The sequence below is a fragment of the Streptomyces endophyticus genome (genome assembly GCF_035798155.1).
GTDB classification, from domain to species: domain Bacteria; phylum Actinomycetota; class Actinomycetes; order Streptomycetales; family Streptomycetaceae; genus Streptomyces; species Streptomyces endophyticus.
This window is the reverse complement of the sequence record NZ_JAOZYC010000104.1, coordinates 26,754-50,597: the sequence shown is the minus strand read 5'-3', so window position 1 is coordinate 50,597 and position 23,844 is coordinate 26,754. Positions and strand designations below refer to the sequence as shown.

At 70.5% G+C, this 23,844-nt stretch carries 24 protein-coding genes; 11 read left to right on the top strand and 13 right to left on the bottom strand.

Features of this window, described 5'->3' with window-relative positions; translation table 11 throughout:
* Positions 1-190 precede the first annotated feature (190 nt).
* Both OKJ99_RS15200 and OKJ99_RS15195 read left to right on the top strand, forming a co-directional pair.
* A complete protein-coding gene (locus OKJ99_RS15200; protein WP_326016735.1) occupies positions 191-625 on the top strand; it encodes a BlaI/MecI/CopY family transcriptional regulator in 435 nt (144 codons plus the stop codon).
* Between the two features lie 3 nt (positions 626-628).
* On the top strand, positions 629-1,561 hold the full coding sequence (locus OKJ99_RS15195) for a M56 family metallopeptidase (protein WP_326016734.1): 933 nt from the start codon (positions 629-631) through the stop codon (positions 1,559-1,561).
* Between the two features lie 15 nt (positions 1,562-1,576).
* Here OKJ99_RS15195 and OKJ99_RS15190 read toward each other — a convergent pair whose 3' ends face one another.
* Complete coding sequence (locus tag OKJ99_RS15190) at positions 1,577-2,032, bottom strand: tellurite resistance TerB family protein (protein WP_326016733.1); 456 nt, start codon at positions 2,030-2,032, stop codon at positions 1,577-1,579.
* A gap of 148 nt (positions 2,033-2,180) precedes the next feature.
* Here OKJ99_RS15190 and OKJ99_RS15185 point away from each other — a divergent pair, with 148 nt between their 5' ends.
* Both OKJ99_RS15185 and OKJ99_RS15180 read left to right on the top strand, forming a co-directional pair.
* Entirely contained in the window at positions 2,181-3,164 is a 984-nt protein-coding gene (locus OKJ99_RS15185; protein WP_326016732.1) for a sporulation protein, read from the top strand.
* Positions 3,165-3,166: 2 nt separating this feature from the next.
* Complete coding sequence (locus OKJ99_RS15180; protein WP_326016731.1) at positions 3,167-3,412, top strand: twin-arginine translocase TatA/TatE family subunit; 246 nt, start codon at positions 3,167-3,169, stop codon at positions 3,410-3,412.
* A 15-nt stretch (positions 3,413-3,427) separates the two neighbouring features.
* Here OKJ99_RS15180 and OKJ99_RS15175 read toward each other — a convergent pair whose 3' ends face one another.
* Together OKJ99_RS15175 and OKJ99_RS15170 are read right to left on the bottom strand one after the other, a co-directional pair.
* Positions 3,428-3,706 (bottom strand): hypothetical protein, encoded by a 279-nt coding sequence (locus tag OKJ99_RS15175; protein ID WP_326016730.1) that lies wholly within the window; start codon positions 3,704-3,706, stop codon positions 3,428-3,430.
* The gene (locus OKJ99_RS15170) at positions 3,703-4,521 is read right to left on the bottom strand and encodes a phytanoyl-CoA dioxygenase family protein (protein WP_326016729.1); all 819 of its coding nucleotides are present in this window, start codon (positions 4,519-4,521) and stop codon (positions 3,703-3,705) included. The genes OKJ99_RS15175 and OKJ99_RS15170 overlap by 4 nt, the downstream gene beginning before the upstream one ends.
* 70 nt (positions 4,522-4,591) lie before the next feature.
* Here OKJ99_RS15170 and OKJ99_RS15165 point away from each other — a divergent pair, with 70 nt between their 5' ends.
* On the top strand, positions 4,592-5,380 hold the full coding sequence (locus OKJ99_RS15165) for an AraC family transcriptional regulator (protein WP_326016728.1): 789 nt from the start codon (positions 4,592-4,594) through the stop codon (positions 5,378-5,380).
* Positions 5,381-5,388: 8 nt separating this feature from the next.
* On the opposite strand, the gene OKJ99_RS15160 is transcribed toward OKJ99_RS15165, so the two are convergent.
* The 6 genes from OKJ99_RS15160 to OKJ99_RS15135 form a co-directional block, all read right to left on the bottom strand.
* Positions 5,389-6,759, bottom strand: coding sequence for a sulfatase family protein (locus OKJ99_RS15160; protein WP_326016727.1), 1,371 nt, complete (start codon positions 6,757-6,759; stop codon positions 5,389-5,391).
* Positions 6,756-8,069 (bottom strand): glycoside hydrolase 5 family protein, encoded by a 1,314-nt coding sequence (locus OKJ99_RS15155; RefSeq protein ID WP_326016726.1) that lies wholly within the window; start codon positions 8,067-8,069, stop codon positions 6,756-6,758. Before OKJ99_RS15155 ends, OKJ99_RS15160 begins: the two co-directional genes overlap by 4 nt.
* A gap of 40 nt (positions 8,070-8,109) precedes the next feature.
* A complete protein-coding gene (locus OKJ99_RS15150) occupies positions 8,110-9,546 on the bottom strand; it encodes a sulfatase family protein (RefSeq protein WP_326016725.1) in 1,437 nt (478 codons plus the stop codon).
* 37 nt (positions 9,547-9,583) lie between these two features.
* A complete protein-coding gene (locus OKJ99_RS15145) occupies positions 9,584-10,399 on the bottom strand; it encodes a carbohydrate ABC transporter permease (RefSeq protein ID WP_326016795.1) in 816 nt (271 codons plus the stop codon).
* A gap of 68 nt (positions 10,400-10,467) precedes the next feature.
* Positions 10,468-11,448 (bottom strand): carbohydrate ABC transporter permease, encoded by a 981-nt coding sequence (locus tag OKJ99_RS15140; protein WP_326016724.1) that lies wholly within the window; start codon positions 11,446-11,448, stop codon positions 10,468-10,470.
* Positions 11,445-12,752, bottom strand: coding sequence for an extracellular solute-binding protein (locus OKJ99_RS15135; RefSeq protein WP_326016723.1), 1,308 nt, complete (start codon positions 12,750-12,752; stop codon positions 11,445-11,447). Before OKJ99_RS15135 ends, OKJ99_RS15140 begins: the two co-directional genes overlap by 4 nt.
* Positions 12,753-12,969: 217 nt before the next feature.
* Between OKJ99_RS15135 and OKJ99_RS15130 the strand changes: the two genes are divergently transcribed.
* Positions 12,970-13,230 (top strand): hypothetical protein, encoded by a 261-nt coding sequence (locus tag OKJ99_RS15130; RefSeq protein ID WP_326016722.1) that lies wholly within the window; start codon positions 12,970-12,972, stop codon positions 13,228-13,230.
* A 17-nt stretch (positions 13,231-13,247) separates the two neighbouring features.
* Here OKJ99_RS15130 and OKJ99_RS15125 read toward each other — a convergent pair whose 3' ends face one another.
* The 4 genes from OKJ99_RS15125 to OKJ99_RS15110 all read right to left on the bottom strand — a co-directional run bounded on the left by OKJ99_RS15125 (position 13,248) and on the right by OKJ99_RS15110 (position 18,953).
* The gene (locus tag OKJ99_RS15125) at positions 13,248-15,566 is read right to left on the bottom strand and encodes an endo-beta-N-acetylglucosaminidase (protein ID WP_326016721.1); all 2,319 of its coding nucleotides are present in this window, start codon (positions 15,564-15,566) and stop codon (positions 13,248-13,250) included.
* Positions 15,567-15,637: 71 nt separating this feature from the next.
* Positions 15,638-17,119, bottom strand: coding sequence for an arylsulfatase (locus OKJ99_RS15120; RefSeq protein ID WP_326016720.1), 1,482 nt, complete (start codon positions 17,117-17,119; stop codon positions 15,638-15,640).
* A gap of 63 nt (positions 17,120-17,182) precedes the next feature.
* Positions 17,183-18,247 carry a LacI family DNA-binding transcriptional regulator gene (locus OKJ99_RS15115; RefSeq protein WP_326016719.1) on the bottom strand — a complete coding sequence of 355 codons (1,065 nt, stop codon included), beginning with the start codon at positions 18,245-18,247 and terminating at the stop codon, positions 17,183-17,185.
* Between the two features lie 136 nt (positions 18,248-18,383).
* Positions 18,384-18,953 carry a YciI family protein gene (locus tag OKJ99_RS15110; protein ID WP_326016718.1) on the bottom strand — a complete coding sequence of 190 codons (570 nt, stop codon included), beginning with the start codon at positions 18,951-18,953 and terminating at the stop codon, positions 18,384-18,386.
* 261 nt (positions 18,954-19,214) lie between these two features.
* Here OKJ99_RS15110 and OKJ99_RS15105 point away from each other — a divergent pair, with 261 nt between their 5' ends.
* From OKJ99_RS15105 to OKJ99_RS15085, 5 genes are all read left to right on the top strand, one after another.
* On the top strand, positions 19,215-19,736 hold the full coding sequence (locus OKJ99_RS15105) for a DUF6082 family protein (RefSeq protein WP_326016717.1): 522 nt from the start codon (positions 19,215-19,217) through the stop codon (positions 19,734-19,736).
* Positions 19,737-19,873: 137 nt separating this feature from the next.
* Positions 19,874-20,116, top strand: a complete 243-nt coding sequence (locus tag OKJ99_RS15100; protein WP_326016794.1) for a hypothetical protein — start codon at positions 19,874-19,876, stop codon at positions 20,114-20,116.
* Positions 20,117-20,359: 243 nt separating this feature from the next.
* Entirely contained in the window at positions 20,360-21,904 is a 1,545-nt protein-coding gene (locus tag OKJ99_RS15095; RefSeq protein WP_326016716.1) for an ABC transporter substrate-binding protein, read from the top strand.
* Positions 21,901-22,905 (top strand): ABC transporter permease, encoded by a 1,005-nt coding sequence (locus OKJ99_RS15090; RefSeq protein WP_326016715.1) that lies wholly within the window; start codon positions 21,901-21,903, stop codon positions 22,903-22,905. Before OKJ99_RS15095 ends, OKJ99_RS15090 begins: the two co-directional genes overlap by 4 nt.
* Positions 22,902-23,801, top strand: a complete 900-nt coding sequence (locus OKJ99_RS15085; protein WP_326016714.1) for an ABC transporter permease — start codon at positions 22,902-22,904, stop codon at positions 23,799-23,801. Before OKJ99_RS15090 ends, OKJ99_RS15085 begins: the two co-directional genes overlap by 4 nt.
* Positions 23,802-23,844 lie beyond the last annotated feature (43 nt).

Below are 23,844 nucleotides of genomic sequence, written 5' to 3'. Positions count from 1 at the left end.
TGCCCCGCTGGGTCCGTCGGTCTGGCGGACAACCGGCTGCTCCTTCTCATTTTACTTTCTCTTTGCTTCATTACGACAACGCCCGGCCCGGCGCCGCCGTTCCCGACCACTCTCCGTCGGGCCTGTGGGCGGCGCCACCGCACCCAGGGATGATGGACTGGCCCCCGCACCCAGCCACCAGGAGGAGCCGGTGACGACGTCCCGCCACAGGACCGCACGCCGCGCACAGGGCGAGCTGGAGGCGCAGGTCCTGGCCGCGCTGCGCACGGCCGACACCCCGGTGAGCGCCGGGTGGGTGCGCGACCGGATGGACGGCGACCTCGCGTACACCACCGTGGTGACGATCCTGGCGAGGCTCCAGGCCAAGGACGCGGTCACCCGGCGGCGCGAGGGGCGCTCGTTCGTGTGGACGCCCGTGGCCGACGAGGCCGGGCTCGCCGCGTTCAAGATGCGCAAGGTACTGGACGCCGAGGCGGACCGGGAGGCCGTCCTGGCGAGCTTCGTCACCTCGCTGCCCGAGGGTGACGAGCGGCTGCTGCGGGATCTGCTGCGGCGCGCGGAAGCGGGCATGGACGCGGACTCGGACGCGGACGCGGCGGCCGGCGACGAGGAAGGCACGGGCTGAACCGTGGGCATCTTCGTCTTTCTGCCGCTGGTGCTGCCGCTGACGGCCTGGCCGGTGGCCCGGCTCGCCGCGCACCGGCTGCATCCGCGCACCGCGACCCGGCTCCTGACCTGCGTGGCCGCCGTGATGGCGGTCTGCAGCACGGTGTGCATCGGCCTGTTGATGGTGGTCGGCACCGCGCAGCTGCCGGGCAATCCGCTGCCGGACGGCTGGTCGGACCCTGAGGTGCGGGCCGCCGTGCCGCAGGACGAGATCGCGGGCAAGGCGGCCATTCCGGCGCTGCTCGCCGTCGTCGCCGCCAGCGCCCGAACGCTGTGGCGCCACTTCACGCTGCGCCGCCGCGCCCACTCCGCGCTCGCGGGACTGCCCGCCACCCAGGTCGCGGTGCTGCCCGACCCACAGGCGTACGCCTACGCGCTGCCCGGTGGCGGTCGGGGCCGGATCGTCGTCAGCACGTCGCTGCTCGACCGGCTCGCGCCCGCGGAGCGGCGGGCCCTGTTCGCCCACGAGCGGGCCCATCTGACGGCCCGGCACCACCGCCACCTGCTGGCCGTGCGCCTGGCCGCCCGCGCCAACCCCTTTCTGCGCCCGCTGAGTTCGGCCGTCGCGTACACGGCCGAGCGGTGGGCCGACGAGGAGGCGGCCGCGCTGGTGGGTGACCGCAGGGTGGTCGCCCGCGCGATCGGCAAGGCGGCCCTGTCCGCGGGCGGGGCACGCGAGCCCCTCTTCGCGGCGTTCGCCGCTCCCGGCCCGCTGCCCCGCCGCGTCGCCGCACTGCTCGCGCCGCCGCCCGGCGCACCGGGCCGGGCCACCGCGTTCACGTCCGTGGGGCTCGCCACGTGGACGGCGGGGTTCGGCGCGGCGGCGTCCGCCATGTCGTCCGCCAACTCCGCGCTCACCCTGGCGGCCACGCTCCACGCGGCCACACCCCTCTGACATCGGGAACAGGACCTAGAGGTCGAACTCGGTCGGCGCCAGGCCGAGCATCTGGCACGCCTCGCGCACGACGCCCCGCTCGGCCTGGTCGAAGTCGCCGTCCGCACCGCCGATGACGATGCCGATCTGGATCACGGCGCGCCCCTCGGCCTCCTTCTTCTTCGCCTTGGCGACCTCCTGCAACACGCTGACCTTGCCGAAGTCGAAGTCGGCCGTCAGCTTGTCGAGGTTCGCGTCGAAGCGCTTCTGGAGGTCCGCGGCGTCGAAGTTCTGCAGCACCTCATTGCTCATGATGAGCTGCGCGACGCGGCGGCGCTCCGAGGCGTCGATGGTGCCGTCGGCCGCGGCCACCAGCGCGCACATCGCCATGGAGGCGTCCCGGAAGGCCCCGGACTTCAGGTCGTTCTTCTTCGCCACCAGCTGCGTCTGCATCGTCGACGCGGAATCCTTGATGCGGTCCCACAGGGCCACGGGTGCTCCTCACATTGCGATTTCCTACGGTGCCGTACTTCTACAGCACTGTAGAAACTAGCGAAGCACCGGGAAAGTTCCGCCCCACCCCTATACTTCTACACGCCTGTAGAACCTCTCCTACGCCCACAAGGGAGTTCACGCCTCGATGGTGTTCAAACGACTGCTCGGCTCGCTCGGCGTGGGCGGGCCCACCGTCGACACGGTCCTGCCCGACTGGACCACCGCCCCCGGTGGCACGGTCTCCGGCCGGGTCCACCTCAAAGGCGGCAGCGGCGACTTCGAGATCGAGCACATCACCCTGGAGCTCGTCGCCCAGGTCGAGGCGGAGCACGACGAGGGTGAGAGCCACGGCACCGTGGCGTTCGACCGGATCGTGGTCGGCGGCGGCTTCCGGCTCGTCGCGGGCGCCGAGCACAGCGTGCCGTTCACGGTGACGCTGCCGTGGGAGACACCGATCACCGAGCTGTACGGGCAGCAGCTCGGCATCGCCCTCGGCGTACGCACCGAAATCTCGGTCGCCGGCGCCAAGGACAAGGGAGACCTCGACCAGCTCGCCGTCGGACCGCTCCCCGTGCAGGAGGCGATCCTCGAAGCGTTCGGGCAGCTCGGCTTCGGCTTCACGTCCGCGGACCTGGAGTACGGGTACATCGGCGGCACCGGCCAGCAGCTCCCCTTCTACCAGGAGATCGAGCTGGCGCCTTCCCCGCAGTACGCGCACGCCGTCAAGGAGATCGAGCTGACCTTCCTCGCCACCCCCAGCGGCACGGAGGTGGTCCTGGAGGCCGACAAGCGCGGCGGCCCCTTCTCCGGCGGCCCCGACACGCTCACCCGCTTCACCGTGGCGCACGACGAGGTCGGACGCCTGGACTGGAACGCGGTCGTCGACGGCTGGGTACGGCAGTTGGTCGAGCACCACGCGGCCTATGACACCCACGCCTCGTACGGGCACGGTGGCGGTCACGGTGGCGGTCACCACTCCGGTCCCGGCATGGGCACGGCCGTGGCGGTCGGCGCCGCCGGGCTCGCGGTCGGTGTGGTCGGCGGCGTGGTCGCCGCCGAAGTCGTCGACGAGGTCGGGGACTTCTTCGAGGACGAGGACGAAGGCGACGACGAGGGCGGCGAGGACTGACCATGTTCGGACTCAGCGAGATCGCTATCGTCCTGATCGTGATCGCCGTCGTGATCGGCGTGAAGAAGCTGCCGGAACTGACCCGCAGCGCGGGCAAGTCGGCCCGCATCCTCAAGGCCGAGGCGAGGGCCGCGAAGGAGCAGGACGATCCGGCGGGCGACCGGCCCCGGACGCCCCCGCAGGTCATCCAGGGCGAGACGGTGACTCCGCCCCCGCGAGAGCAGGGGCAGGAGCCACCGAAGGCGTAGGGCCTGCCGTTTGGATCAGGCCGCCTCAGGCGTCGGCTGAAGCTTCTCGAAGAAGAACTCGTGCTTCAGGTACGACGTGTCGTACTCGTGGCCCGGATACGGCGGGAGCAGCTGCGCGGCCTGGAAGAGGCGCCAGCCGTCGAGGAGGGCTTCGAGGCCCGTCTCGTACGGCGGGTCGTCGCTGTCGCCGGTGGTGTGGTCGGTGGTCCCGGTGCCGTCGTAGCGGGCCCAGCCGACCACCTTGGCGTCGAGCGCCGAGTTGGCGAGGTAGAGGACGAGTACCTGCTGTCTCATGCGTGGCTCCCGATGGTGGGACGGTTGGAGACCCTGGTCACCCAGTGGTCGAGGTCGAAGGTGTCGTCGCCGGTCAGCGCGCGCCACAGCCGGATCCGGTTGTGGATCTCCAGGCGTCCGGTGGCGGGCTCGTACCAGGGGAAGACGTGCCGGAGTTCGTCGCCGACGGCCGGGTCGTCGAGGTCCGTGGTGTCCCACAGGCGCACCTGCGGCACGGTCGGATTGAACCGGATCTTGAACATGTAGCGCCGGATGTCACTGTCGTTGCGGCGCCCGCCGTGCCAGATGCCGTGGTGCATCAGCAGGACGGTGCCGGCGGGGCAGGTCAGCCGGTTCTGGCCGCGCAGGTTCTGGTAGCGGCCGGTGTCGGTCTCGTTGGTGTGTCGCAGATGACTGCCGGGCACGCTCAGCGTGCCGCCCATGTCGAGCGTCACGTCCTGCGGGTAGTACATGAGTTGGACGTCGAAGGCGTCCGGCCGCACATCGATGATCGCGTCTCCGTGCAGCGGCTGGGCGGTGCCGTCCCTGGCCTCGCGCACATGCACGGCGTGGTGGTCGACGGTCGGATCCGGGCCGACCAGGCTCTCCAATGCCCCCGCCACGGCGGGGAGTTCAAGGAGTCGGCGGGCGAAGGAGCCGTCCGGGTAGGCCTTCGGGACGGGGGTGCCGTACGGCGCGGCGGGAATTCCGGCCTCGAAGACATCGATGGCTTGTTGGTTCAGCTCCGGTGGGACGACCGCGTCGAGGCGGAGCGAACCGTGGGCGACGAAGCGCGCCATCTGTACGGAGCTCAGCAGCTGCTCACTGGTTGGCATGAGGCAAACGTAGGCAGCCGATGCCCGTTCGTCGTGGGCTGTATCGGGCCTCTACTGGTAATTTCCCGGCATGACCGAGAGCGTCGCGTTGCAGTTGGACCAGCCGCCCCACGTGGTCAGCGCGGGCGTCGGCATCCACGGCGGGCAGGCGCTGAGCGAGTCCTTCCGGCTGCCCGACCTGTGGCAGCTGCACCTCTACAGCTACGCGGGCGAGCTGACGGTGGACGGCCACCGGCACCCGATCCGGCCGGGACACCTCAGCCTGATCCGGCCGGACACCGAGGCCCACTTCCGGTACGCGTCGCGGCGCAGCGAGCACCTGTACGCGCACTTCCGGCTGCCGGGCCGCGACCCGCAGGGCCTGCGCCGGGTGCCGGTCATGCAGGACGCCGGCGCGCAGGCGGCGCTGCTCGGCACGCTGCTCGGGAGCGCCGTGGCGGCCATGCCGACGGCGCGGGCCCGGGCCTCCGCCGAGGTGTGGACGGTGCTGTGGCACACCACCCAACTGGGCCCGCCCGAACGGACAGGACGCCCCCACCCGGCGCTGGCGGCGGCAACGGAGTACATCGAGAGGTCCCTCGCGACGACGCTGACGGTGCCGGGGATCGCCGCCGCGGCGGGCGTCTCCCCCGGCCATCTGACCCGGTTGTTCCGCGCCGACACGGGAGACACCGTGGTGGCCTGGATCCGCAGGCGCCGGATGGAGCGCGCCCGGCACCTGCTGCAGTCCTCCACGCTCGCGATCACCGCGGTCGCCGCCACGGTGGGCATCCCGGACCTCCAGGCGTTCAACAAGACGTGCCGCAGGGAGCTGGGCGCGGCACCGCGGGAGGTGCGGGGGCGGCGCCGAGGGGAGTGAGCGGCGGTTCAGCCCGCGGAACCGGGGAGCCACGGGCTCGGGTCCCAGCCGAAGGACTCCGCCCACGCGTCGAGCGCCGCGCCGAGCGAGGCGGTGCGCTCGGGTTCACGCGCGCGCAGGTCGGTCGTCTCGGCGGGGTCGGCGTCCAGGTCGATCAGCATCTCGTCGAGGACGAACGGGCCGCCGAGCGCCTCGCGCGGGGAGCGGACGAGCTTCCACCGGCCCCGGCGGACGGCGAGTTGGGGTCCGTACTCCCAGAACAGATCGCGTTCTCCGGCGCCGGAGCCCCCTGCCCACCCCGGGACCACGCCGTCGATGTCCTCCGGTACGGGGACGCCGACCGCGCCGAGCAGCGCGGGCAGCAGGTCCATCATCAGTCCGGGCTCGGTGATCTCCTGGCCGGAGTCGGCGACGGCGGGCCAGCGCACGATGGTGGGTTCGCGGATGCCGCCCTCGAAGAGCGAGCCCTTCGCCCCGCGGAAGCCTCCGGTGGAGCCGCCCTGGTAGTCGATCTCCTCGCCGTTCAGCCAGTTGCGGGTCTCGGTGGACGGGCCGTTGTCGGAGGAGAAGAACACGATGGTGTTCTCCCGCTGCCCTGCCGCGTCGATCGCGGCGAGGATGCGGCCCACGCCGTCGTCGAGGGCGGAGACCATCGCGGCCATGATGCGGCGTTCCGGGTCGAGTTCGGGGAAGCGGTCGACGTATTGGCGCGGCGCGTGCATCGGGTAGTGCGGGGCGTTGAACGGGACGTAGCAGAAGTACGGGGCGTCCCCCTGCGAGGCCGTCTCGGTGATGAAGTCCGCGGCGCGCTCGGCGATGACTTCGGTGAGGTAGCGGCCGTTGTCGTAGATCTCCTCGCCGTCCTGCCACAGGTCGTGGACCGGGTTGCCTTCGCCCCAGTAGAAGATGTGCGAGTAGTAGTCGACGCATCCGGCGAGGAATCCGGTGTGGGTGTCGAAGCCGCGGTCCAGCGGGCCGTAGCCGGTCGCGGTGCCCAGGTGCCACTTGCCGAAGATGCCGGTGCGATAGCCCGCGTCGCGCAATTGGGAGGCCAGCGTGGGCTGTTCGGGCAGTCCTACGGTGCCGCGCCTGCCGCCGAGGATCTCCTGGACCCCGGCGCGGACCGGGTACTTGCCGGTGAGCAGGGAGGCGCGGGAGGGCGAGCAGACCGGCGAGTTGGAGTACCAGTGCGTCAACCGGGCGCCGTCAGCGGCCAGTTGGTCGAGGTGCGGGGTACGGATGTCCTCGGACCCGAAGCAGCCTACGTCGCCGAAGCCGAGGTCGTCGGCGTAGATGACGACGACACTCAAGCCCCGCCGGCGATTGAGGCGCGGGGTCCGGGGCAGCGCCCCGCGTCCGTCGGCACGGTTCCCGCTCATGACGTCGCATCCTCCGGAACGACCGTGTTCACGGCCTGGTAGACGGCCCGCGGCCCACCCGCGGGGGCCCGGTGCAGCTCGGTGATGCCACGCGCGGCCAGCGCTGCCGCGTCGGTGACGGAGGAGAGGACGAGCGCGGGGTGGGTGCCGGTGCTCGCCAGGCGCATCCACGCGTCGAAGACCGCGCCGCCGGGTCCGAGCGCGCCGCGTGCCACGGGTGTGTCCTCGTCGTCGACGTCGATCACGACCGCTGCCGTGCGCTCCGGTACGGCCGGGGGCGTGGCCCGCAGCTCGGCCGCGAGCTCCGCGAAGCGGCGGCCGGTCGGCTTGGCGCGGCGCTGGGAGTCGATCAGGCCGAGGGTGTATTCGAGTTCGGGGAAGTCGCCGAAGCGGCGCGGCACGTCGTGCGAGCACCACCAGGTCACACCCCACAGGTTCGCGGTCGCCACGGCGGAGCGGACCGTGGCCTCCAGGAAGCCGGGGGCCTCCTCCGCCGTCATGCAGTTGAGGGGCGCGCCCACTTCCTGAAGCCAGATCGGGCGGTCCGGGTCCGTGGCGAAGGCCCGGGACAGCTCGATCAGGTACTCGGCGTGGTGGTCGGTCTCGAAGGAGCGGCTGCCGTAGCGCTGTGCGGTGCCGTTGAACACCCAGGAGTGGATCGAGGTGAGGGCGCCGGAGCGGCCGGCGTGGGCCGGGGTGAAGGGGTGGCCGTCGAGGTACCAGACGGCGTCGTAGGCGCTGTGCAGGTGTTCCTTGCCGGGGGCGGCGGTCTCGGCGGCGTCGAGCAGTGTGTCGAGCCATGAGGTGATCTGCCGGGGGTCGGCGCGCATGGGGCTGGGGTGCGGGTCGCCGGAGAACTGGTTGAGTTCGTTGCCGAGGGTCAGGCCGAGGAAGTTGGGCCGGTCGGCGAGCCCTTCGGCCAGGCTCCGCACGAGCAGCGCCTGCCCGGCGACGGCGTCCGGGTCGGTGAACATGTTGCGGCGGTGCCAGGTGTCGAGCCAGGCCGGCACGAAGTCGAAGCTGGAGAGGTGGCCCTGGAGCGCGTCGACGGAGGCGTCGAGGCCGAACTCGGCTGCCGCGTCGACCACGCGGCGGACGTCCTCGACGGCCTGCGGGCGCACCCAGGTGCGGTTGGGCTGGAGCTGCGGCCACAGCGGCATGAGGCGCACATGGTCGAGGCCGAGTTCGGCAAGGCCCTCGAAGTCGCTGCGCACCTCGTCGAGGTCGAGCTGCATCCAGGAGAACATCCACGTCTGGGACGGGGTGTAGTTGGCGCCGAAGCGCAGGCCGCGGCGCGCGTGGTGGCTCATCGTGCGGGGTTCCTTCGGGTCAAGTGGGGGGTGGTGCCGGTCAGAGGCGGCCGAGTGCGGCGGCCCGTTCGGCGGGGCTGGGCCGCTCGTAGGGGGTGTCGCCGAGTTCCGCCTGGACGCGGGCCAGCTCCCGCGTCAACTCCTCGCGGATCGCCCGGTGTTGGGGATCGTGGTACACGGATCGGAGCTCGTGCGGGTCGGCCTCCAGGTCGAACAGCTCCCACTCCGGCGGGTACGTGACGTTGTTGGTGTTGGGCAGGCCGAGGCCGTCCGCGTAGTAGTAGATGAGCTTGTGGCGGTCGGTGCGGATGCCGTAGTGCGCCCACACGTGGTGCATGTGGTCGTCGTGTTCGTAGAAGCGGTAGTAGAAGGTCTCGCGGCGCTCCGCCTCCGGGTCGCCGGTCATCAGGGGCAGCAGGCTCATGCCCTGCATGCGCGGGTGGGCGGGCACTCCGGCCGCGTCGAGGACCGTCTGCGCGAGGTCGACGTTGGCGACGAGGGCGTCGGTGCTCCGGCCGGCGGGCACCTTGCGCGGGTAGCTCATCACGAGCGGGATGCGCAGGGAGCCCTCGTACATGAACCGCTTGTCGAACCAGCCGTGTTCACCGAGGTAGAAGCCGTGGTCGGCGGTGTAGATCGTGAGTGTGTCGTCCTGTTCGCCGCGCGCGGTGACGTGGTCGGACAGGCGGCCCACGTTCTCGTCGATGGCGGTGACACAGCGCAGGTAGTCCGCCAGGTAGCGCTGGTACTTCCAGCGGGCCATGGCCTCGTAGTCGAGGCCTTCCGGCGGGTCCTCCTTGAGGTCGACGTCGGCGAGGTCGTCGGCGATGCGCATCGTCGCGCGGTGGGCGGGGGTGGCCCGGCCGCGGTAGTCGTCGTCGAAGGTCTCCGGCAGCGGGATCGGCTCGGTGAACAGGTGCTTGTGCCGCTCGTGCGGGATCCATGGGCGGTGCGGGGCCTTGTGCCAGACGAGGGCGCACCACGGTTCGTCGGCGGGCTGTTCGTCGAGCCAGGCCGTCACCCGGTCGGTGAGGATGTCGGTGACGTAGCCCTCGTGCTGGACCTTGCCGTCCTCCGTGAGGAACACCGGGTCGTGGTAGGTGCCCTGGTCGTCGAGGACCTCCCAGTGGTCGAAGCCCTGCGGGTCGTGGCCCTCGCCGTGGCCGAGGTGCCACTTGCCGAACATGGCGGTGCGGTAGCCGGCCGCCTTCAGCTCGGAGACGAAGGTGGGCTGGCTCGCGTCGATGGGGGTGGCGAGCGTGGTGACACCGTTGACGTGGCTGTAGGTGCCGGTGAGGACGGCGGCGCGGGCCGGGGTGCACAGCGAGTTGTTGACCAGGGCCCGGTCGAAGCGCATGCCCGCGAAGGCGATCTTGTCGATGTTCGGGGTGGTGTTCATCCGGGAGCCGTAGGCGCTGATGGCCGGGGCGGCGTGGTCGTCGGTGAGGACGAGGAGGATGTTGGGCCTGCGGGTCATGACGTGGTGGCTCCTGTCCCGATCGCTGGTACGTGCCTCATCCCTTGACCGCTCCCTCGCCGACGCCCCGGAAGAAGTACCGCTGGAGCGCGAAGAAGAAGACCACCAGCGGGAGGATCGCGATGACGGTGCCGGCGGCGATGATGCGGGGGTCCTTCACGAACGTGCCCTGGAGGTAGTTCAGGCCGACGGTGAGCGTGTACTGGCTCTGGTCGGAGAGCACGATCAGCGGCCACAGGAAGTTGTCCCAGGAGCCGACGAACGCGAAGATCGCGACGACGGCGATGGTGCCGCGCACCGAGGGGACGGCGATGCGCCGGAAGCGCTGCCAGGCGTTCGCCCCGTCGATGATCCCGGCCTCCTCCAGTTCGTTCGGGATGCCGGACATCGCGTTGCGCATGAGGAGGACGTTGAGGGCGCTGACCGCGGACGGCAGGATCACGCCGAGCAGCGAGTTGTTGATGCCCATGGACAGGGCGAGCATGTACTTCGCGATGAGCACGACCTCGCCGGGCACCAGCATCGCGGTCAGGAAGACGGCGAAGGCGAGCTTCTTGCCCCGGAAGTCCATCTTGGCCAGGGCGTAGCCCGCGCAGGTGGCGCCGATGACGTTGGTGCACACCACGGCCACCGCGACGAGCAGCGAGTTCATCGCGTAGTGCCAGATCGGGACGATGTCGGCGACCTTGGAGTACGCGCTCAGGGTGGGCTTCTCGGGCAGCAGTTGCGGGGGCGAGGAGTAGATGTCCACGCCGTTGCCCTTGAGGGAGGTGGACACCTGCCAGAGCAGCGGGCCGACGCACAGGATGGCCACCGCCGTCAGGCCCGCGTAGCGCGCGGCGTTCAGCGACAGGCGGCGCCTGTGCGCGCGGCGGTGGGCGGGGCTCGGCGCGAGGGGATCGTGGGGAGCGTGGGTGGCGGTCACTTCTCGTTCTCCCGGGTCTGCATCCTGAGGACGGCGATCATCAGGCCGATGGTGATGACGAAGACGACGAGGGAGAGCGCGGAGGCGTAGCCGACCTCGGCGTCGAGTCCCGTGCCGACCCGCTGGATCAGCATGATGACCGTCATCGCGGAGCCGCCCGGTCCCGCGGTGTTGCCCGACAGGACGTAGATCTCGGTGAACACCCGGAAGGCCGCGACCGAGGACAGCGCGCCGACCAGCACCATCGTGTTGCGGACACCGGGGATGGTGACCGAGACGAAGCGGCGCCACCATCCGGCGCCGTCCATCGCGGCGGCGTCGTAGAGGTCCCTGCTGACGTTGGTCAGGGCGGCCAGGTAGATGACCATGTACCAGCCGAGGCCGGTCCAGATCGTCACGAACATGGCGCTGCCCATCAGCAGCCACCGCTCGGTCAGGAACGGCACGGGCTCGGTGATGACACCGAGCGCCTTGAGCGTCTGGTTGACCAGGCCCTGGCTGTCGAGCATCCAGGACCACATGATGCCGACGGCGACGGTCGAGGACACCACGGGGATGTAGTACGCGGTCCGGAAGAGGCCGGCGCCCGGCAATCTGGTGTGCACCAGCATGGCGAGCAGCAGCGGCAGGAACACCATGCAGGGCACGACGATCACCATGTACAGCGCGGAGTTCTGCAGCGCCGTCCAGAACCGGTCGTCGTGGATCATGCGGCTGAAGTTGTCGAGCCCGATGAACGCGCCGCCCTTGAGGCGGGTGGCGTCGGTGAAGGCGAGCACGATCGTGTTGAGGAACGGGAAGACCGTGAAGACTCCCTCGCTGATCAGCGCGACGGCGAGGAACAGCCAGGGGGTGAGCCTGCCGTGCCGGGCGGCGTGCCCGCCCCGCGCCGCCCGCCCCTGGTCCGCCGTGCGCTCCTGCGGCGCGCGGCGGACCAGGCGGCGAGCGGCGCCCACCGGCTTCGTGGGAGTCGTCACTTGCCGTCCTGTGCCTGCTTGTTGGCGAAGGCGACGGCGTCGTCAAGGGCCTTCTTGACCGACTTCTTGCCGCTCACGGCCAGGGCGATCTGCTCGCGCAGGTCGGTCTTCTGGGCCTCCGATGTGCCGGGCCAGGTGTACTCGACGGCCTTGTCGAGCTGGTCGGCGGAGAGGACGCGCACCTTGGCGGCGTCGCTGCCGTCGTCGGCGTGGAAGTACTCGGCCTTGGCGCCGTCACTGCCCGAGGGGAAGACATCCGCCTCCTTGGCGAAGGCCAGCTGGTTCTCGGCGTCGGTGACGAAGCGGGCGAAAGCGAGGGCCGTCGCGGAGTTCTTGGTGTGCGCGGAGACGCCCACGGACTGGATGTACATGCCCGGCGCGTTGTTGGTGATCTGCGGCTGGATGGCGAGGTTCTTGTAGACGCTCGGCGCGTTCTTCTTGAGCTCCTTCACGGTGTACGAGCTGCCGGGCAGGTACGCGAGCCGTCCGGACTGGAAGTTCTTGCCCTCGTTGACGTAGTCCTGGCTGAGGGCCTCCGGGATGATCGCGCCCGCCTTGTACAGCTCGACGTACTTCTTGACGAACGCGACGCCCTCGGGGCTGTTGAAGACGTACTTGGTCTGGGCGTCGTTCATGACCTTGATGCCGTACTTGGCCATCACGTCGGTGCCGGGCAGCTGGCCGATCATGGCGTACTGCTTCTTCGACTTCTTGGCCATCTCCATGGCCTGGTCGAAGAGTTCGTCGTACGTCGTGGGGAGCTTCTTGGTGTTCATCCCGGCCTTCTTGAACAGGCCGGTGTTGTAGAGCGTCGGGCCGGTGTTGAGGTACCAGGGGTAGGCGTAGTGGCCGCCCGCGTCCTTCCAGTCGTTGCTCTTCCACGCTCCGGCCAGGTAGTCCTTGCCGGCGCCGGGGTCCGCCTCGTCGAGGTCGAGGAGCAGCTTGGCCTTGGCGAGCGGGGCGGCGGTGCTGCGGTCGAGGTTGATGACGTCCGGGAGGGTGTCACCGGCGGCGTCGGCCGAGAGCTTGTCGGCGTACCCCTCGGCGGGCTGGTCGATCCACTTGACCTTCGTGCCGGGGTGCTTCTTCTCGAAGGTGTCGACGACGTCCTCGAAGTAGCCTTTGAAGCCGGCCTTCAGGTTCCAGGTCTGGAAGCTGATGGAACCGGTGATCTTCCCCTTGGCCGCGTCCTGGGCCTTGCCGCCGTCGTCACCGCCGCCGCCACCCACGCCGCAGCCGGTGAGCACCAGGGACGCCGTGACACTTGTGGCCAGGGCCAGTCGCCGGACGTATCTCATCGTCATCTCTCCATCTTCCGGAAAAGCTCTGCTGATGGGACGTGCAGTTGAGTTGATGGGGGCGTGCCGTGAAGTCGGCCCGGATCAGCGCCAGTTCGGCCTGCGGTGGACCCGAAGGGAAAACTAAGGCGCTTTAGCAGCAGGGTCAACAGGCGGTGAACCGCGGATCGTGGCCCTGTCAGTGCGCCCTTGTGGCCTCCGGCCATGGCAACGGAACTGGACCATGACCCGCGCCCGCTCTTCACACGGGCACTCGACCAAGCCGGGAAGCAGGTCGCGGCGGTGCGGCCCGGCGAGCTGGGCAAGCGCGTTCGCCCGGGCCCGCGGCGAGGTCGAGCGGGTGTGGGGAGACGACGAGCGGCTCGACCGGACGGCCGAGCTGCCGTGGGCCACGTTGCCCGGCCGGGACGCTCTCGAGGCCTACACCCATGAGTTCACGGCCATCAACACCCGGCCGGCCGCCTACCTGGGGCGCCGCCCATAGCCGGCAGAGGGCCCGCGCTACGCGAAGGGCACCGTCGCGGTAGCCGAATCGGCCACCGTGGCCCGCCCGTTGGGTGCCACGGGGACCAGTTGGAGCACCGCCGACCGCTCGTCGCCGAGGCGGGGCACGTGGTCGACGTAGTAGCAGTCCGCCGTGACGCGGCCCAGCCAGATCATGTCGTCCGTGCTGTGTGCGGTGCGTCGGCGGAACAGGTCGTAGTACCAGACGTGAGGGTCGAAGTCCCACGTCAGGCGGGCCTCCGCGCTGCGTGCTCCGGCGCGGACACGGTGCTGCTCGACCTTCAGGTGACGGGGCGCGGCCGGGCGGAAGCGCTGGTGGCCGAGGCTGGAGACGGTCAGTTCACCGAGGGCGATCCGGCAGGGTTCGGCCCGCCGGGCACGCACCGCCACCGATATCGCCTCGATGGTGCGCCCTGCGTACGTGGTCAGTCCGAACACGGCCTGCTGCCATGAGGTGTTGTGCCGCTGGGTGGTGCGCCAGCCCTCCTGCAGGCGGCCGTTGGTGTCCCAGCCGCCGGAGCGCGCGCCGCCCTGTCCGGACCCGTACCCCCACTCCGGTGCCCAGTCGTCGTCGACCTCCAGTTCGTCGACCGACAGCCACTCGGTGTGCGCGGGACGGTCGGCGAAGACCAGGCCGACCTGGAGCCCGCTGGGGCGGGCGTGTGAGGTGAAGGTGAGGCTGAGCCACGCGGGTTCGGCGCGGGGAACGGCCAGTTCGGTGCGGAAGAGGCGGACCTCGGTGGGGTCGTCCGGATCCGGCGTGCCGGAGATCATCAGGGAGCTGCCGCCGTTGAAGCCGCCCGTGAGGTCGTAGTCCACGGTCAGCGGCCCCTTGGCGGGCCGGCCGTCCCCCAGGTGGCGGGTCCAGAACTGCCAGGTCGGCAGCTGGTCCTGGCTGCCCAGGTTGTACCAGGGTCGTTCGGACGCGGTGCGTCCGTCGATGCAGAAGACGTCGGCGGCGCCGGTGTTGAACCGGGTCAGGAACGGCAGTTTCGTGATCGACGAACGGGCGGACACATAGTCGGCCATGCCGCGCTCGCCCGTGTTCGCCTCGTCGTCGGATCTGGCGGGGTTCTCGGCGTTGCCGGACCAGAACTTGCGCTCGCCCGCGTAGACGGCGTCGCGGACGACCCCGAAGTCCTCGGGCAGGGTGCCGCCGTTCTCCTCCTTGAGCGCGGCGAGCGAGCGCTTCGTCGTCTCGTTGGTCAGGCTGAACAGGGCGACGCTGCCCAGGGCGGGCCCTTCGCCGTGCGGGGGCACCACGTCGTAGATGTCGGACCGGGACGTCTCCACCCCGAGTGCCGTGCGGTAGCCCTCCAGCTCGATGCCGAAATAGACCTGCCGGAACCGGTCGAGCTGCTCGTTGTCGATCGTCTCGCGCGTGGTGTCGAGGTAGTCCTTCCAGCTGTAGTCGAGGAACCAGCTGTCCGCGGCGCCCTTGGTGGTGAGGTAGTCGGCGTACTCCGGCTCGATGGTCTGCCAGTTCGCCGGGGTCGGCGCGTACACCTGCAGATACAGCTCCCGGTCCTGCTGGGCCGCGCGGGCGCGCATCTGCCGGAACATCTCCAGGACGAGCGGCTTGTCCTCGGCGGCGACCTCGCCGCCCTCCATGTCGAACATGTAGCCGTCGAAGCCGAAGTAGACGGCCATGTCGGCGAGCCTGTCGCCCACGGGGAAGCGGCCCTTTGCGTCCCGTCGCAGCATGTGGGCGCGGTCGAAGTTCGCCCCGTCCGAGTTGAACATGAAGGCGATGCAGCGGCCGCCGTTACGGTGCACGGCGTCGGTCAGGGCCGCGTTCGGGACGGCGCTGAACACCTGCCAGTACGAGACGATGTCGCGGTACTGCTGGAACCGCGACACATGTACGTCGCGGCGGCCGGTGCCGTACCGGTAGGTGTGGGCGAGCGTGGTGGCGGGGGGTTCGAGGATCGGCCCGTAGAACTCGGAGAAGTCCGCGACCTGGACGCGCGGGTCGATCTCCGGCTGCGCCTGCTGTCCGCGCTCGGCGCCGACGCGGTCGGCGACCGGGACGAACGAGCGGTGGTACTTCAGGTCGGCGTTGCGGTAGTCGAACGCCAGGAACTCGTCGAGGTCGGTGCGCCCGTCGATGTAGAAGCGCCAGTCGTCGGGCCAGTCGCGGAAGCGGGGCGCGATGCTCGGCTCGGCGGCGTCCGCCGCCGCGGCCTGGGCCGAGGCGGCCCGGGCGACCTGCGGCAGCAGCGGTGTGGCGCCGAAGGCCGCCGCGACCGTCGCCAGGCGCAGGACCGCGCGGCGGTTGAGGTGGAAGGGGCTTCCGGGCTCTACGTGTTCGGTCAAGACGGGGACACTCCTTGGGAAGGGCCGCGTACCTCTCGGCGACATCGATCACGACGGTGGAGCGGGGCGCGTCAGGTGGCGGGTGCCGCCGCCTCAAGGCGTTCACGGGTGGGGCGCAGGATGGCCACCACTGGCCGTCCGGTGACCAGGCGGCCGTCCTCGACGAAGCGCTCCTCCCGTCCGGTCAGCGCCTGGATCAGGTGTCCGCGCCAGGTGTGCAGCAGGTCCCGCGCCGCCGGGTCGTCCACCAGGTTGTGCTGTTCGTGCGGGTCGGCGGCGAGGTCGAAGAGCTGCTCGTGGCCGTCGCCCGACATCCACAGGTACTTGGTGCGCCCGTCGGTCACCCACTGCAAGGACTGCCCGAGCAGCACGTGCTCGCCGTGCAGCAACGGCCGCCAGGTGTCCGGCTGTTCGCCGCGCAGCAGCGGTACGAGGCTGCGTCCGTCGCACGTGTCGGGGACCGGGAGCCCGGCCAGGTCGAGGAGGGTCGGCATGATGTCGCGCAGTTCGACCACCTCGTCGGCGACGTTCCCGGCCGCGTACCCGTCGGGCAGTCCGCCGAAGAGCAGGGGGACGCGGGCCGAGCCCTCGTAGCCGAAGCCCTTGCGGAACAGGTGGTGTTCGCCGAGCATCTCGCCGTGGTCCGAGGTGAAGGCGATGACCGTGTCGTCGCGCAGGCCGAAGTCCTCCAGGGCCATGCGGATCCGGTGGATCTGGAGGTCGATGTGCGCCATGTGCCCGTAGTAGCCGGCCCGCGCACGGTGCAGGGTCCGGACGTCCATGCGGCCCGCGAAGGCCTCGTGGTCGCCGTCCTTTCGATGACCGGCGAAGTCGTCCGTCCAGTCCCCCACCACCGGTTCGTACGGCGGGAGTTGGAGGAATTCGTCGAAGGCCCAGGCAGGCGGGTCGTACGGCGGGTGCGGCCGGTGGAAGGACAGGTAGAGGAAGAACGGCCGTGAGGGGTCGCGGCGGTAGAGCCACTCGGTGGTCTGCGTGGCGACCCAGTTCGTCGGGTGCAGGTGTTCGGGCCTGTCCCAGGGGCGGGCGACGACCGAGTTGCAGCCCGCCCCGTGGTCGGCGTACTCGGCGTCGGGGCCGACGCCCGGCTGGCGGCGCAGCCACGGCACGTAGTCGTCGAAGAAGGCGAAGTTGCGGCGTTCCTCGCGGCGGGCGTAGTGCAGGAACCCGTCGTGCAGGACGACGTCGTCGAACCCGGCGCGGGCCCGCTCGGGCCACACGTGCATCTTGCCGATGGCCTGCGTCTGGTATCCGCCGCGCCGCAGCTCACCCGCCAGGGTGACCGGGTGGGCGGTCTCGAACGGCACCCCCTCGACGTATCCGACGCGGCCGTGGCGCTCCTGGGACTGGCCGGTGAACAGGGCGGCGCGGGCCGGGATGCAGGTGGGAGTGGCGGAGTAGGCGGACGTGAAGTGTGTTCCGGAGGCGGCGAGTTGGTCGAGGTGCGGAGTGCGTACGTGGGGGTGTCCTGCGACGGAGAGGCAGTCGCCGCGCCACTGGTCGACGCAGATGAGGACGATGTTCGGTGCGGACACGGGCGTCGCCTTTCTCAGGGGACTCTCTGCTCACGGCCTGCTCACGGTCTGCTCAGGGCCTGTTCAGGAAGCCGGCTCGGTCGGCTCGGTCGGCGGCGTGCGCTCGCAGCGGGAACTGGTGCGCTCGATGAGTTCGGGGACGCTCTCCATGGTGTCGCCGGTCGCCTCGTCGGTGCCGTCGAGGATGGCGATGAGCCGGGTGGCGACGTCGGAGCCGAACGCGAACGCGTCGCGACTCAGGGCGGTCAGCGGCGGCTCCATGGCGCTGGCGATGGGGGTGTCCTCCCACACGACGACGCACACGTCGGCGGGTGTCGCCAGGCCGAGCCGGCGGATCTCGCCGACTCCGGCGACGGCGAGGATCTCGTTGTCGTAGACGAGCGCGGTGGGCCGGTCGTCGGACGACAGGAGCAGCCGGGTCGCCTTCGCGGCCGACGACGAGGAGAAGTCGGTCGACATCACCATGTGCCCGGACATCCCGAGCTCGCGCGCCCCGGTGTGGAAGGCGTCGACGCGGCGGGCGATGTGCAGCATCTCGCCGGCCCCGCATACGTAAGCGATGGAGTCGTGCCCGGTGTCGTGCAGGTGCGTGACGATCCGGCGCATCGGCTCCCGGTCGTCGATCGCGACGGCGGGCAGCCTGCGGCGCGGGTCGGGGCCACCGGCGATCAGGGCCGGAAGCCCGAGGTCGGCGAGCGCGTCGGGCCGCGGGTCGTCGACGCGCAGGTCGACGAGGACGACGGCGTCGACGCGCCCCGCCACCTGCCACGTCCGGTACGTCTCGATCTCCGCCTCGACGGAGTCGACGACCTGCAACAACAGTGCCTGCCGCCGCTCACTGAGCACGCTCTGCAGACCCGTCATGAACCGCAGGAAGAACGACTCGGAGCCGACGTCCCGCGCGCTGCGGGCGATGACCAGGCCGACGGTCCCGGACTTGCCGCCGGTGAGCACCTTGGCCGCGTGGTGCGGGACCCAGCCGTGTTCGTCGGCCACGGCGAGGATGCGCCGTCGCGTCTCGTCCGACACACCGGGCTTGCCGTTGAGCGCGAACGAGGCAGCCGTCTCGGACACCCCGGCGAGCCGGGCGATGTCGCGCAGGGTCAGGCGGCGCGGGCGTGCGGGCATGGAGCTCCGTTCGGGGTGACGAGGGTGCGGCCCGGTGCGCTGCGCTCTCAACGGGCCGCCCGTGCAAGGACCTTGGGCCGGATCCTGTGCGCGCCGCGACTTTAGCGCTTTAGTTCGGCGCTCGGGAAGACCGCGGTCACGACCTCCCGCCGAACTCCCAGTTGTGCACCTCGATGTCGGCGTACCGGTCCGGGGGCAGGACGGCGCGGGCCGCGTCCGCGTCCGGCGCCCGGAGCAGCGCCGCCGTACCCAGCCAGAGGGCGCCGTCGTCCGACAACAGCGGTCCGTAGGCGATCAGTTCGTCCCTGCTGAAAAGTGCGCCGTCCGGGCCGTCGGGCACCTCGGCGTCGGCGGCAGGCTCCGCGCCGAGGCCGAGCACGAGATACCGGTCGCCGCCGGTCCGGCCGCCGGGGAACTCCCACATTGTGCGGCCCAGCACGTTGCGCCAGCGCCGCAGCAGCACGTCCCGGTAGGCACCGGCCTGGTAGCCCGGCTCATCGAAGGCGAACGCGCGGGCCGCGGCGGCGTCGGGCAGGTCGACGATGTGCACGCTTCCGGTGAGCGTCTCGCCGTCGTCGGCGAACGTCGGGCCGCGGGCGATCATCTCCTTCGCGTACCGGTCCATGTAGGACCAGTGCTCCTGCACCAGTTCGTAACGTAGCGTCAGGGAGCCATTGCGGTCCCGGTGGTAGCAGAGAAATTCCATGCCCCCAGGATCTCTCCCCCGACCGTGGCGGCGCCAAGAGGGGGCGCACGAGGGGCTCACGGCAGGGCGTCGGGCGGGGCGGCCCGCCGGACGGTGCCGCCGTACGCCTGCCGACCGCGCTTTCAGGACGGCGCGCACCCGGGACAATCTGGACGCCGGTCGTGTCGTTCGCCATCGTCGATCGTGTGGGTTGACGACACCGAAGCGGGGACATCCATGATCACAGCAAAAGCAGGGGGCAGGAGGCACCGCTCCATACCGGTGACGTATGTCGCGGCAGGCGTGCAGACCGCGGGAGTGCTGCTGGTGGCCTGCCGCGTCCATGTCGCCCTGCGCCGGCTCGAAGCCATGACCGCGCAGGAGCAGCGGCGCAAGGCGCTCACCGATTACCGGCGGGACCACCAACAGCTCATCGCCCGGGCCACGGCGGACCCCACCCTGCTGCCCGTGCTCGACGCGTACGACGAAGAAGAACTGCCGGACGACGTCAAGCGAAGGCACCTGTACGCGAACGAGCTGTACCAGCACGCCCTGCACGGGTACCACGTCGGGATCCTGAACCTCACCGAGCTCCACGGACACCTGCGTTACATCTTCCAGAGCCGCTCCATGCGCGCCTACTGGGCAGCGACCCGGCATCACCGGGCGAGCCTTCCGGAGGGCTCCGACGAGGCCCGTCTCGGCCGGGTGGTCGACGCTCTCGTCGCGGATCTCGACGCCAACGACGCGGACCGCGAAGGCGAGTCCTGGTGGGTCGTCGGACGACCGCCCGAGGACGTCTAGAGCCCTTCCTGCACCGGTTCCCAGCCACTGTGACCAGCGGCGTCAACACGCTGAACCATCGACCCCTTGCGCCCACTGCCGTTGCGCTAGGTTGGTGCGCCGTGACCAATTCCCTTCACGGTGACGACCGTTCCGACCTGCAGATCGTGCGCCGTATCGGCGTGCCCCCCGTCGAGCGCGGAAGCGTCGGTGGCCAGGCGTGCCCCGATATCTTCGAGCTGGAGGACGGCAGCTTCGCGGTCATCGGGACGGACAGGACCGACCTGCTCGGTGACCGACTGCCCGCCGACGCCGCGTGCGCCGACCACGAAAAGATCGTCGTCATCACCCGCGAAACTCTGCTGCGTGCCCGGTCCGACATCCTCGCGCTCAAGGGCTGAGAGCAGACCGCCCGTACCCTCCCGGCCTTCGGTCGGCCGAGCGACTGTTCCGGCAGCTCGCGAGGCCAACCGGAGGCCGCCTTCTTTGCGCGATCCGAAACACACAGGGAAACGGCCGCTACACACATGGAAACGGCCGTTTCTGGAAAACCTTGCGCCTGAGTTCTCTCGGCACCATCCGTACGCGCCCGCAGGCGGCCGCACCGCGCCGCTCCAGGTCCACCGGGGAAAGCGAGAAGGCACGTGCTCAGACGAGACCGCCGCACGACGCGGCGCCTGCTGGCCGCCGGCGCGGCAGCCACCGCGCTCGCCACCATGGCCGCGTGTTCCGGTTCCGACAACGCCTCATCGAAGGGCGCGGGCGGGCCTCTGGTGTTCGGGATCACCGCGGACGCGACCCAGCTCCTGCCCTGGACGGCCACCGCCGTTCAGTCCCAGCACGTGCTCGGCCAGGTCTACAGCTCGCTCCTCGACCAGGACGACAAACTCAACCCGGTCGCGGGGCTCGCCGAACTGCCGCACGTCTCCAAGGACGGCCGCACGTACACCTTCACGCTGAAGTCCGGCGTCACCTTCACCGACGGGTCCGCGCTCGATTCCGACGACGTCAAGTACAGCCTGGATCGCATCCTCGATCCCGACACCAAGGCCGTGGCGCGCAGTTCGCTCGCCGCCGTCCGGAAGGTGACCGCCCCCGACAAGACGCATGTCGTCCTCACTCTGAAGGCGCAGGACGCCTCGCTTCTCACCGCGCTCACCAGCGTCAACACCGTCGTCCTGCCGTCCGACAAGCCGTTGGCGAGCCTCAAGCGGAAGCCCGTCGGCTCCGGGCCCTACGCGTATCGGAACCGCACGCCCAACCAGTCCCTCACCCTGGTGCGCAACGCCGACTACTTCCGGGGCAGGCCGGGCCTGCGCTCCCTGGAGTTCCGCGTCATCCAGGACAAGAACTCCCTGGCGTCGGCGCTGCGTTCGGGCTCCGTCGACATGGCGATCTTCGACGACTCCGTCACCGCCAAGACCGCGAAGTCCGGGTCCGTCTCGATCCACACCGTCGACCAACTCGACTATCACGCACTTCAGTTGCGCGCCGACTCCCGTACGTTCCGCGGTCTCGACACGCGGCTCGCCGTGCAGTGCGCCATCGACCGCGAGCAGGTGGTCAAGACCGCGGCGCTCGGGCAGGGCAAGGTCGTGGGCCCGTTCACCTCGCCCGCCTTCGCCTCCGATCCCGACGCCCGCCCCTGCCCGAAGCGCGACATCAAGGCCGCCAAGAAGCACCTCGCGGACGCGGGCAGGCCCAAGGGCTTCGCGTTCACCGCGCTCGTCCCGCAGGGCCTGTACTCCACCGCCACCGACGAGGCGCAGAACCTTCAGGCCCAACTCGGCGACGTGGGCATCAAGATGAAGATCGAGACACTGGACTCCAGTGCCTACGTGGACCGTTGGCTGGCCGGGAAGTTCGACGCCGCGATCGCCCTCAACGGCGCGGTGGCCGACCCCGCCCCCGCGTACGCCCGCTACTTCACCAGCGACGGCAACTTCAACAAGGTCGCCGGCTACCACTCCGCCGCCCTGGACAAGCTGTTCGCCGAAGGCATCGCAACCAGCGACACCGGGGCCCGCAAGGAGATCTACGCCAAGATCTCGCGGAACCTGGAAGACAACGCCGCGTGGATCTGGCTCTACAGCGGGCGCAGTTACATCGCCACGAACACCCGGGTGCACGGGTTCCGGCCGGTGATCGACGCGAGTCTGCAGAGCCTGTGGGAGACGAAGCTCGGATGACGGCAACCGTGCAGCTGTCGCCGTGGGGGCGGCTCGGCCGCCTCGTCACGCACCCGGTCGTGCGCCGCGTCGCCGAGGCCGTGCTCACCCTGGTCGGCGTGTCCGTGCTGACGTTCGTGGTGCTGCGGGTGCTGCCCGGCGACCAGATCACCGCCGCGTACGGCACCGACGCGGGCGACCTCACCGGCGCCCAGCGCGCCCAACTCCGGGCGTACTACGGCCTGGACCAGCCGCTGACCGGGCAGTACCTCTCCTGGCTCGGCGGGATCCTCACCGGCAACCTCGGGTTCTCCTCGAACGCGGGCCAGAGCGTCGCGCACCTGACCGCGCACGCGCTGCCGGTCACTCTTGAACTCGCCGTCCTGGCCATCGTGTTGGCGCTCGCCCTCGGTGTCCTCGGCGGCCTGCTCGCCGCGTCCAGGCCCGGCGCGCTGCGGGACGGCGTGACGCAGACGGCGTCCCTGCTCGCGCTGTCCGCGCCCGTCTTCCTCACCGGCACCGTCCTCGCGCGCGTGCTCGCCGACTCCTTCGGCTGGAACCCCAACGGACAGGCGTACGCGCCGCTGACCGGGAACCTGCCCCTCAACCTCCAGCAGATGGTGCTGCCCGCGCTGGTGCTCGGCGTGAGCATCGCCTCGCCGATCGCGCAGACCACGCGGACGGCGGTCCTCGACATCCGCGGGGAGGACTTCATCAACACGGCGCGCGCCAAAGGGGTTCCCGAACGCGCGCTCCAGGTGCGGCACGTGCTGCGCAACGCGCTGATTCCCGTCGTCACCATGAGCGGCCTGCAGTTCGGGTTCCTGCTGGGCGGGGCCGTCGTCGTCGAGCAGGTCTTCTCGCTGCCGGGGATCGGGCGGCAGGTGCTGCTCGGCATGGGGCAGAAGGAGTACGCGGTGGTGCAGAGCACGGTCCTGGTGATCGCGGTGCTGTTCGTGCTGGTCAACCTGGCGACGGATCTCGTCTACCGGCTGGTCGACCCCAGGGTGTGGTCGCGATGAGCGTGCTGCCCAGCCAGCGGCCCCGTCCGCTCGCTTCCGCCGCGCCACCGGCCCGCCGTCACCCCCTGCTGCGGGGACTCGTACGCAACCGGAGCGGTCTCATCGGCGCCGTGCTCACGCTCGTCGTCGTGGTCACCTCCGCCGCGGGCCTGCTCGGCACGCTGCCGTACGACCCGGCCACGCAGGATGTCTCCGCCGCGCTGACCGCGCCGAGCGGTCAACACTGGCTGGGAACCGACCAGTTCGGCCGGGATGTCTTCTCGCGTGTCGCCGCGGGGCTGGGCAGTTCGCTGCTCGTGGCCGCCGGGGCGGTCGCCGTGTCCGGTGCCGTGGGGGTCGTCCTCGGGGTCGTCGCCGGCTACTTCGGCGGGGTGCTCGACCGGGTCATCGGGGTGCTGACCAATGTGCTCTTCGCGTTTCCTTCGCTGCTGCTCGCGCTCGCCCTGGCCGCGACGCTCTCCCGCAGCCGGGCCACGGTCGCCCTCGCCATCGCGGTGGTGTACGCGCCGATCTTCGTACGGGTCGCGCGCGGTCCCGTACTGACGCTGCGCGGCGCGGACTACGTCATCGCCGCCACCGCCGTCGGACAGCGGCGCCTGGCCACCCTCTTCACCCACGTACTGCCCAACATGCGCGGCATCGTGCTGGTCCAGATCACGCTCAGCCTCTCCTGGGCGGTCCTGACGGAGGCCTCGCTCAGCTTCCTCGGCTTCGGCACGCCGCCGCCCGCCGCGTCGCTCGGCGTCATGGTGTTCGACGCGCGCACCCTGTCCAGCGTCGCGCCGTGGCTGCTCGCCGGGCCGGGCGTCGCGCTCATCGTGTTCGTGTTCGGGCTCAACCTGCTCGGCGCGGGGCTGCGGGATGCGCTCGATCCACGCGCGGGAGACCGCCGATGACATCCGGCACCGCCGTCACCCAGGAAGGACAAGGACAAGGATT

What these genes read in the sequence shown, in the direction of transcription:
- OKJ99_RS15185 (WP_326016732.1), top strand. Translation starts at nt 2,181, where the DNA reads ATGGTGTTCAAACGACTGCTCGGCTCGCTCGGCGTGGGCGGGCCCACC.
- OKJ99_RS15180 (WP_326016731.1), top strand. Translation starts at nt 3,167, where the DNA reads ATGTTCGGACTCAGCGAGATCGCTATCGTCCTGATCGTGATCGCCGTC.
- OKJ99_RS15175 (WP_326016730.1), bottom strand. Translation starts at nt 3,706, where the DNA reads ATGAGACAGCAGGTACTCGTCCTCTACCTCGCCAACTCGGCGCTCGAC.
- OKJ99_RS15170 (WP_326016729.1), bottom strand. Translation starts at nt 4,521, where the DNA reads ATGCCAACCAGTGAGCAGCTGCTGAGCTCCGTACAGATGGCGCGCTTC.
- OKJ99_RS15165 (WP_326016728.1), top strand. Translation starts at nt 4,592, where the DNA reads ATGACCGAGAGCGTCGCGTTGCAGTTGGACCAGCCGCCCCACGTGGTC.
- OKJ99_RS15160 (WP_326016727.1), bottom strand. Translation starts at nt 6,759, where the DNA reads ATGAGCGGGAACCGTGCCGACGGACGCGGGGCGCTGCCCCGGACCCCG.
- OKJ99_RS15155 (WP_326016726.1), bottom strand. Translation starts at nt 8,069, where the DNA reads ATGAGCCACCACGCGCGCCGCGGCCTGCGCTTCGGCGCCAACTACACC.
- OKJ99_RS15150 (WP_326016725.1), bottom strand. Translation starts at nt 9,546, where the DNA reads ATGACCCGCAGGCCCAACATCCTCCTCGTCCTCACCGACGACCACGCC.
- OKJ99_RS15135 (WP_326016723.1), bottom strand. Translation starts at nt 12,752, where the DNA reads ATGACGATGAGATACGTCCGGCGACTGGCCCTGGCCACAAGTGTCACG.
- OKJ99_RS15130 (WP_326016722.1), top strand. Translation starts at nt 12,970, where the DNA reads ATGACCCGCGCCCGCTCTTCACACGGGCACTCGACCAAGCCGGGAAGC.
- OKJ99_RS15115 (WP_326016719.1), bottom strand. Translation starts at nt 18,247, where the DNA reads ATGCCCGCACGCCCGCGCCGCCTGACCCTGCGCGACATCGCCCGGCTC.
- OKJ99_RS15110 (WP_326016718.1), bottom strand. Translation starts at nt 18,953, where the DNA reads ATGGAATTTCTCTGCTACCACCGGGACCGCAATGGCTCCCTGACGCTA.
- OKJ99_RS15090 (WP_326016715.1), top strand. Translation starts at nt 21,901, where the DNA reads ATGACGGCAACCGTGCAGCTGTCGCCGTGGGGGCGGCTCGGCCGCCTC.
- OKJ99_RS15085 (WP_326016714.1), top strand. Translation starts at nt 22,902, where the DNA reads ATGAGCGTGCTGCCCAGCCAGCGGCCCCGTCCGCTCGCTTCCGCCGCG.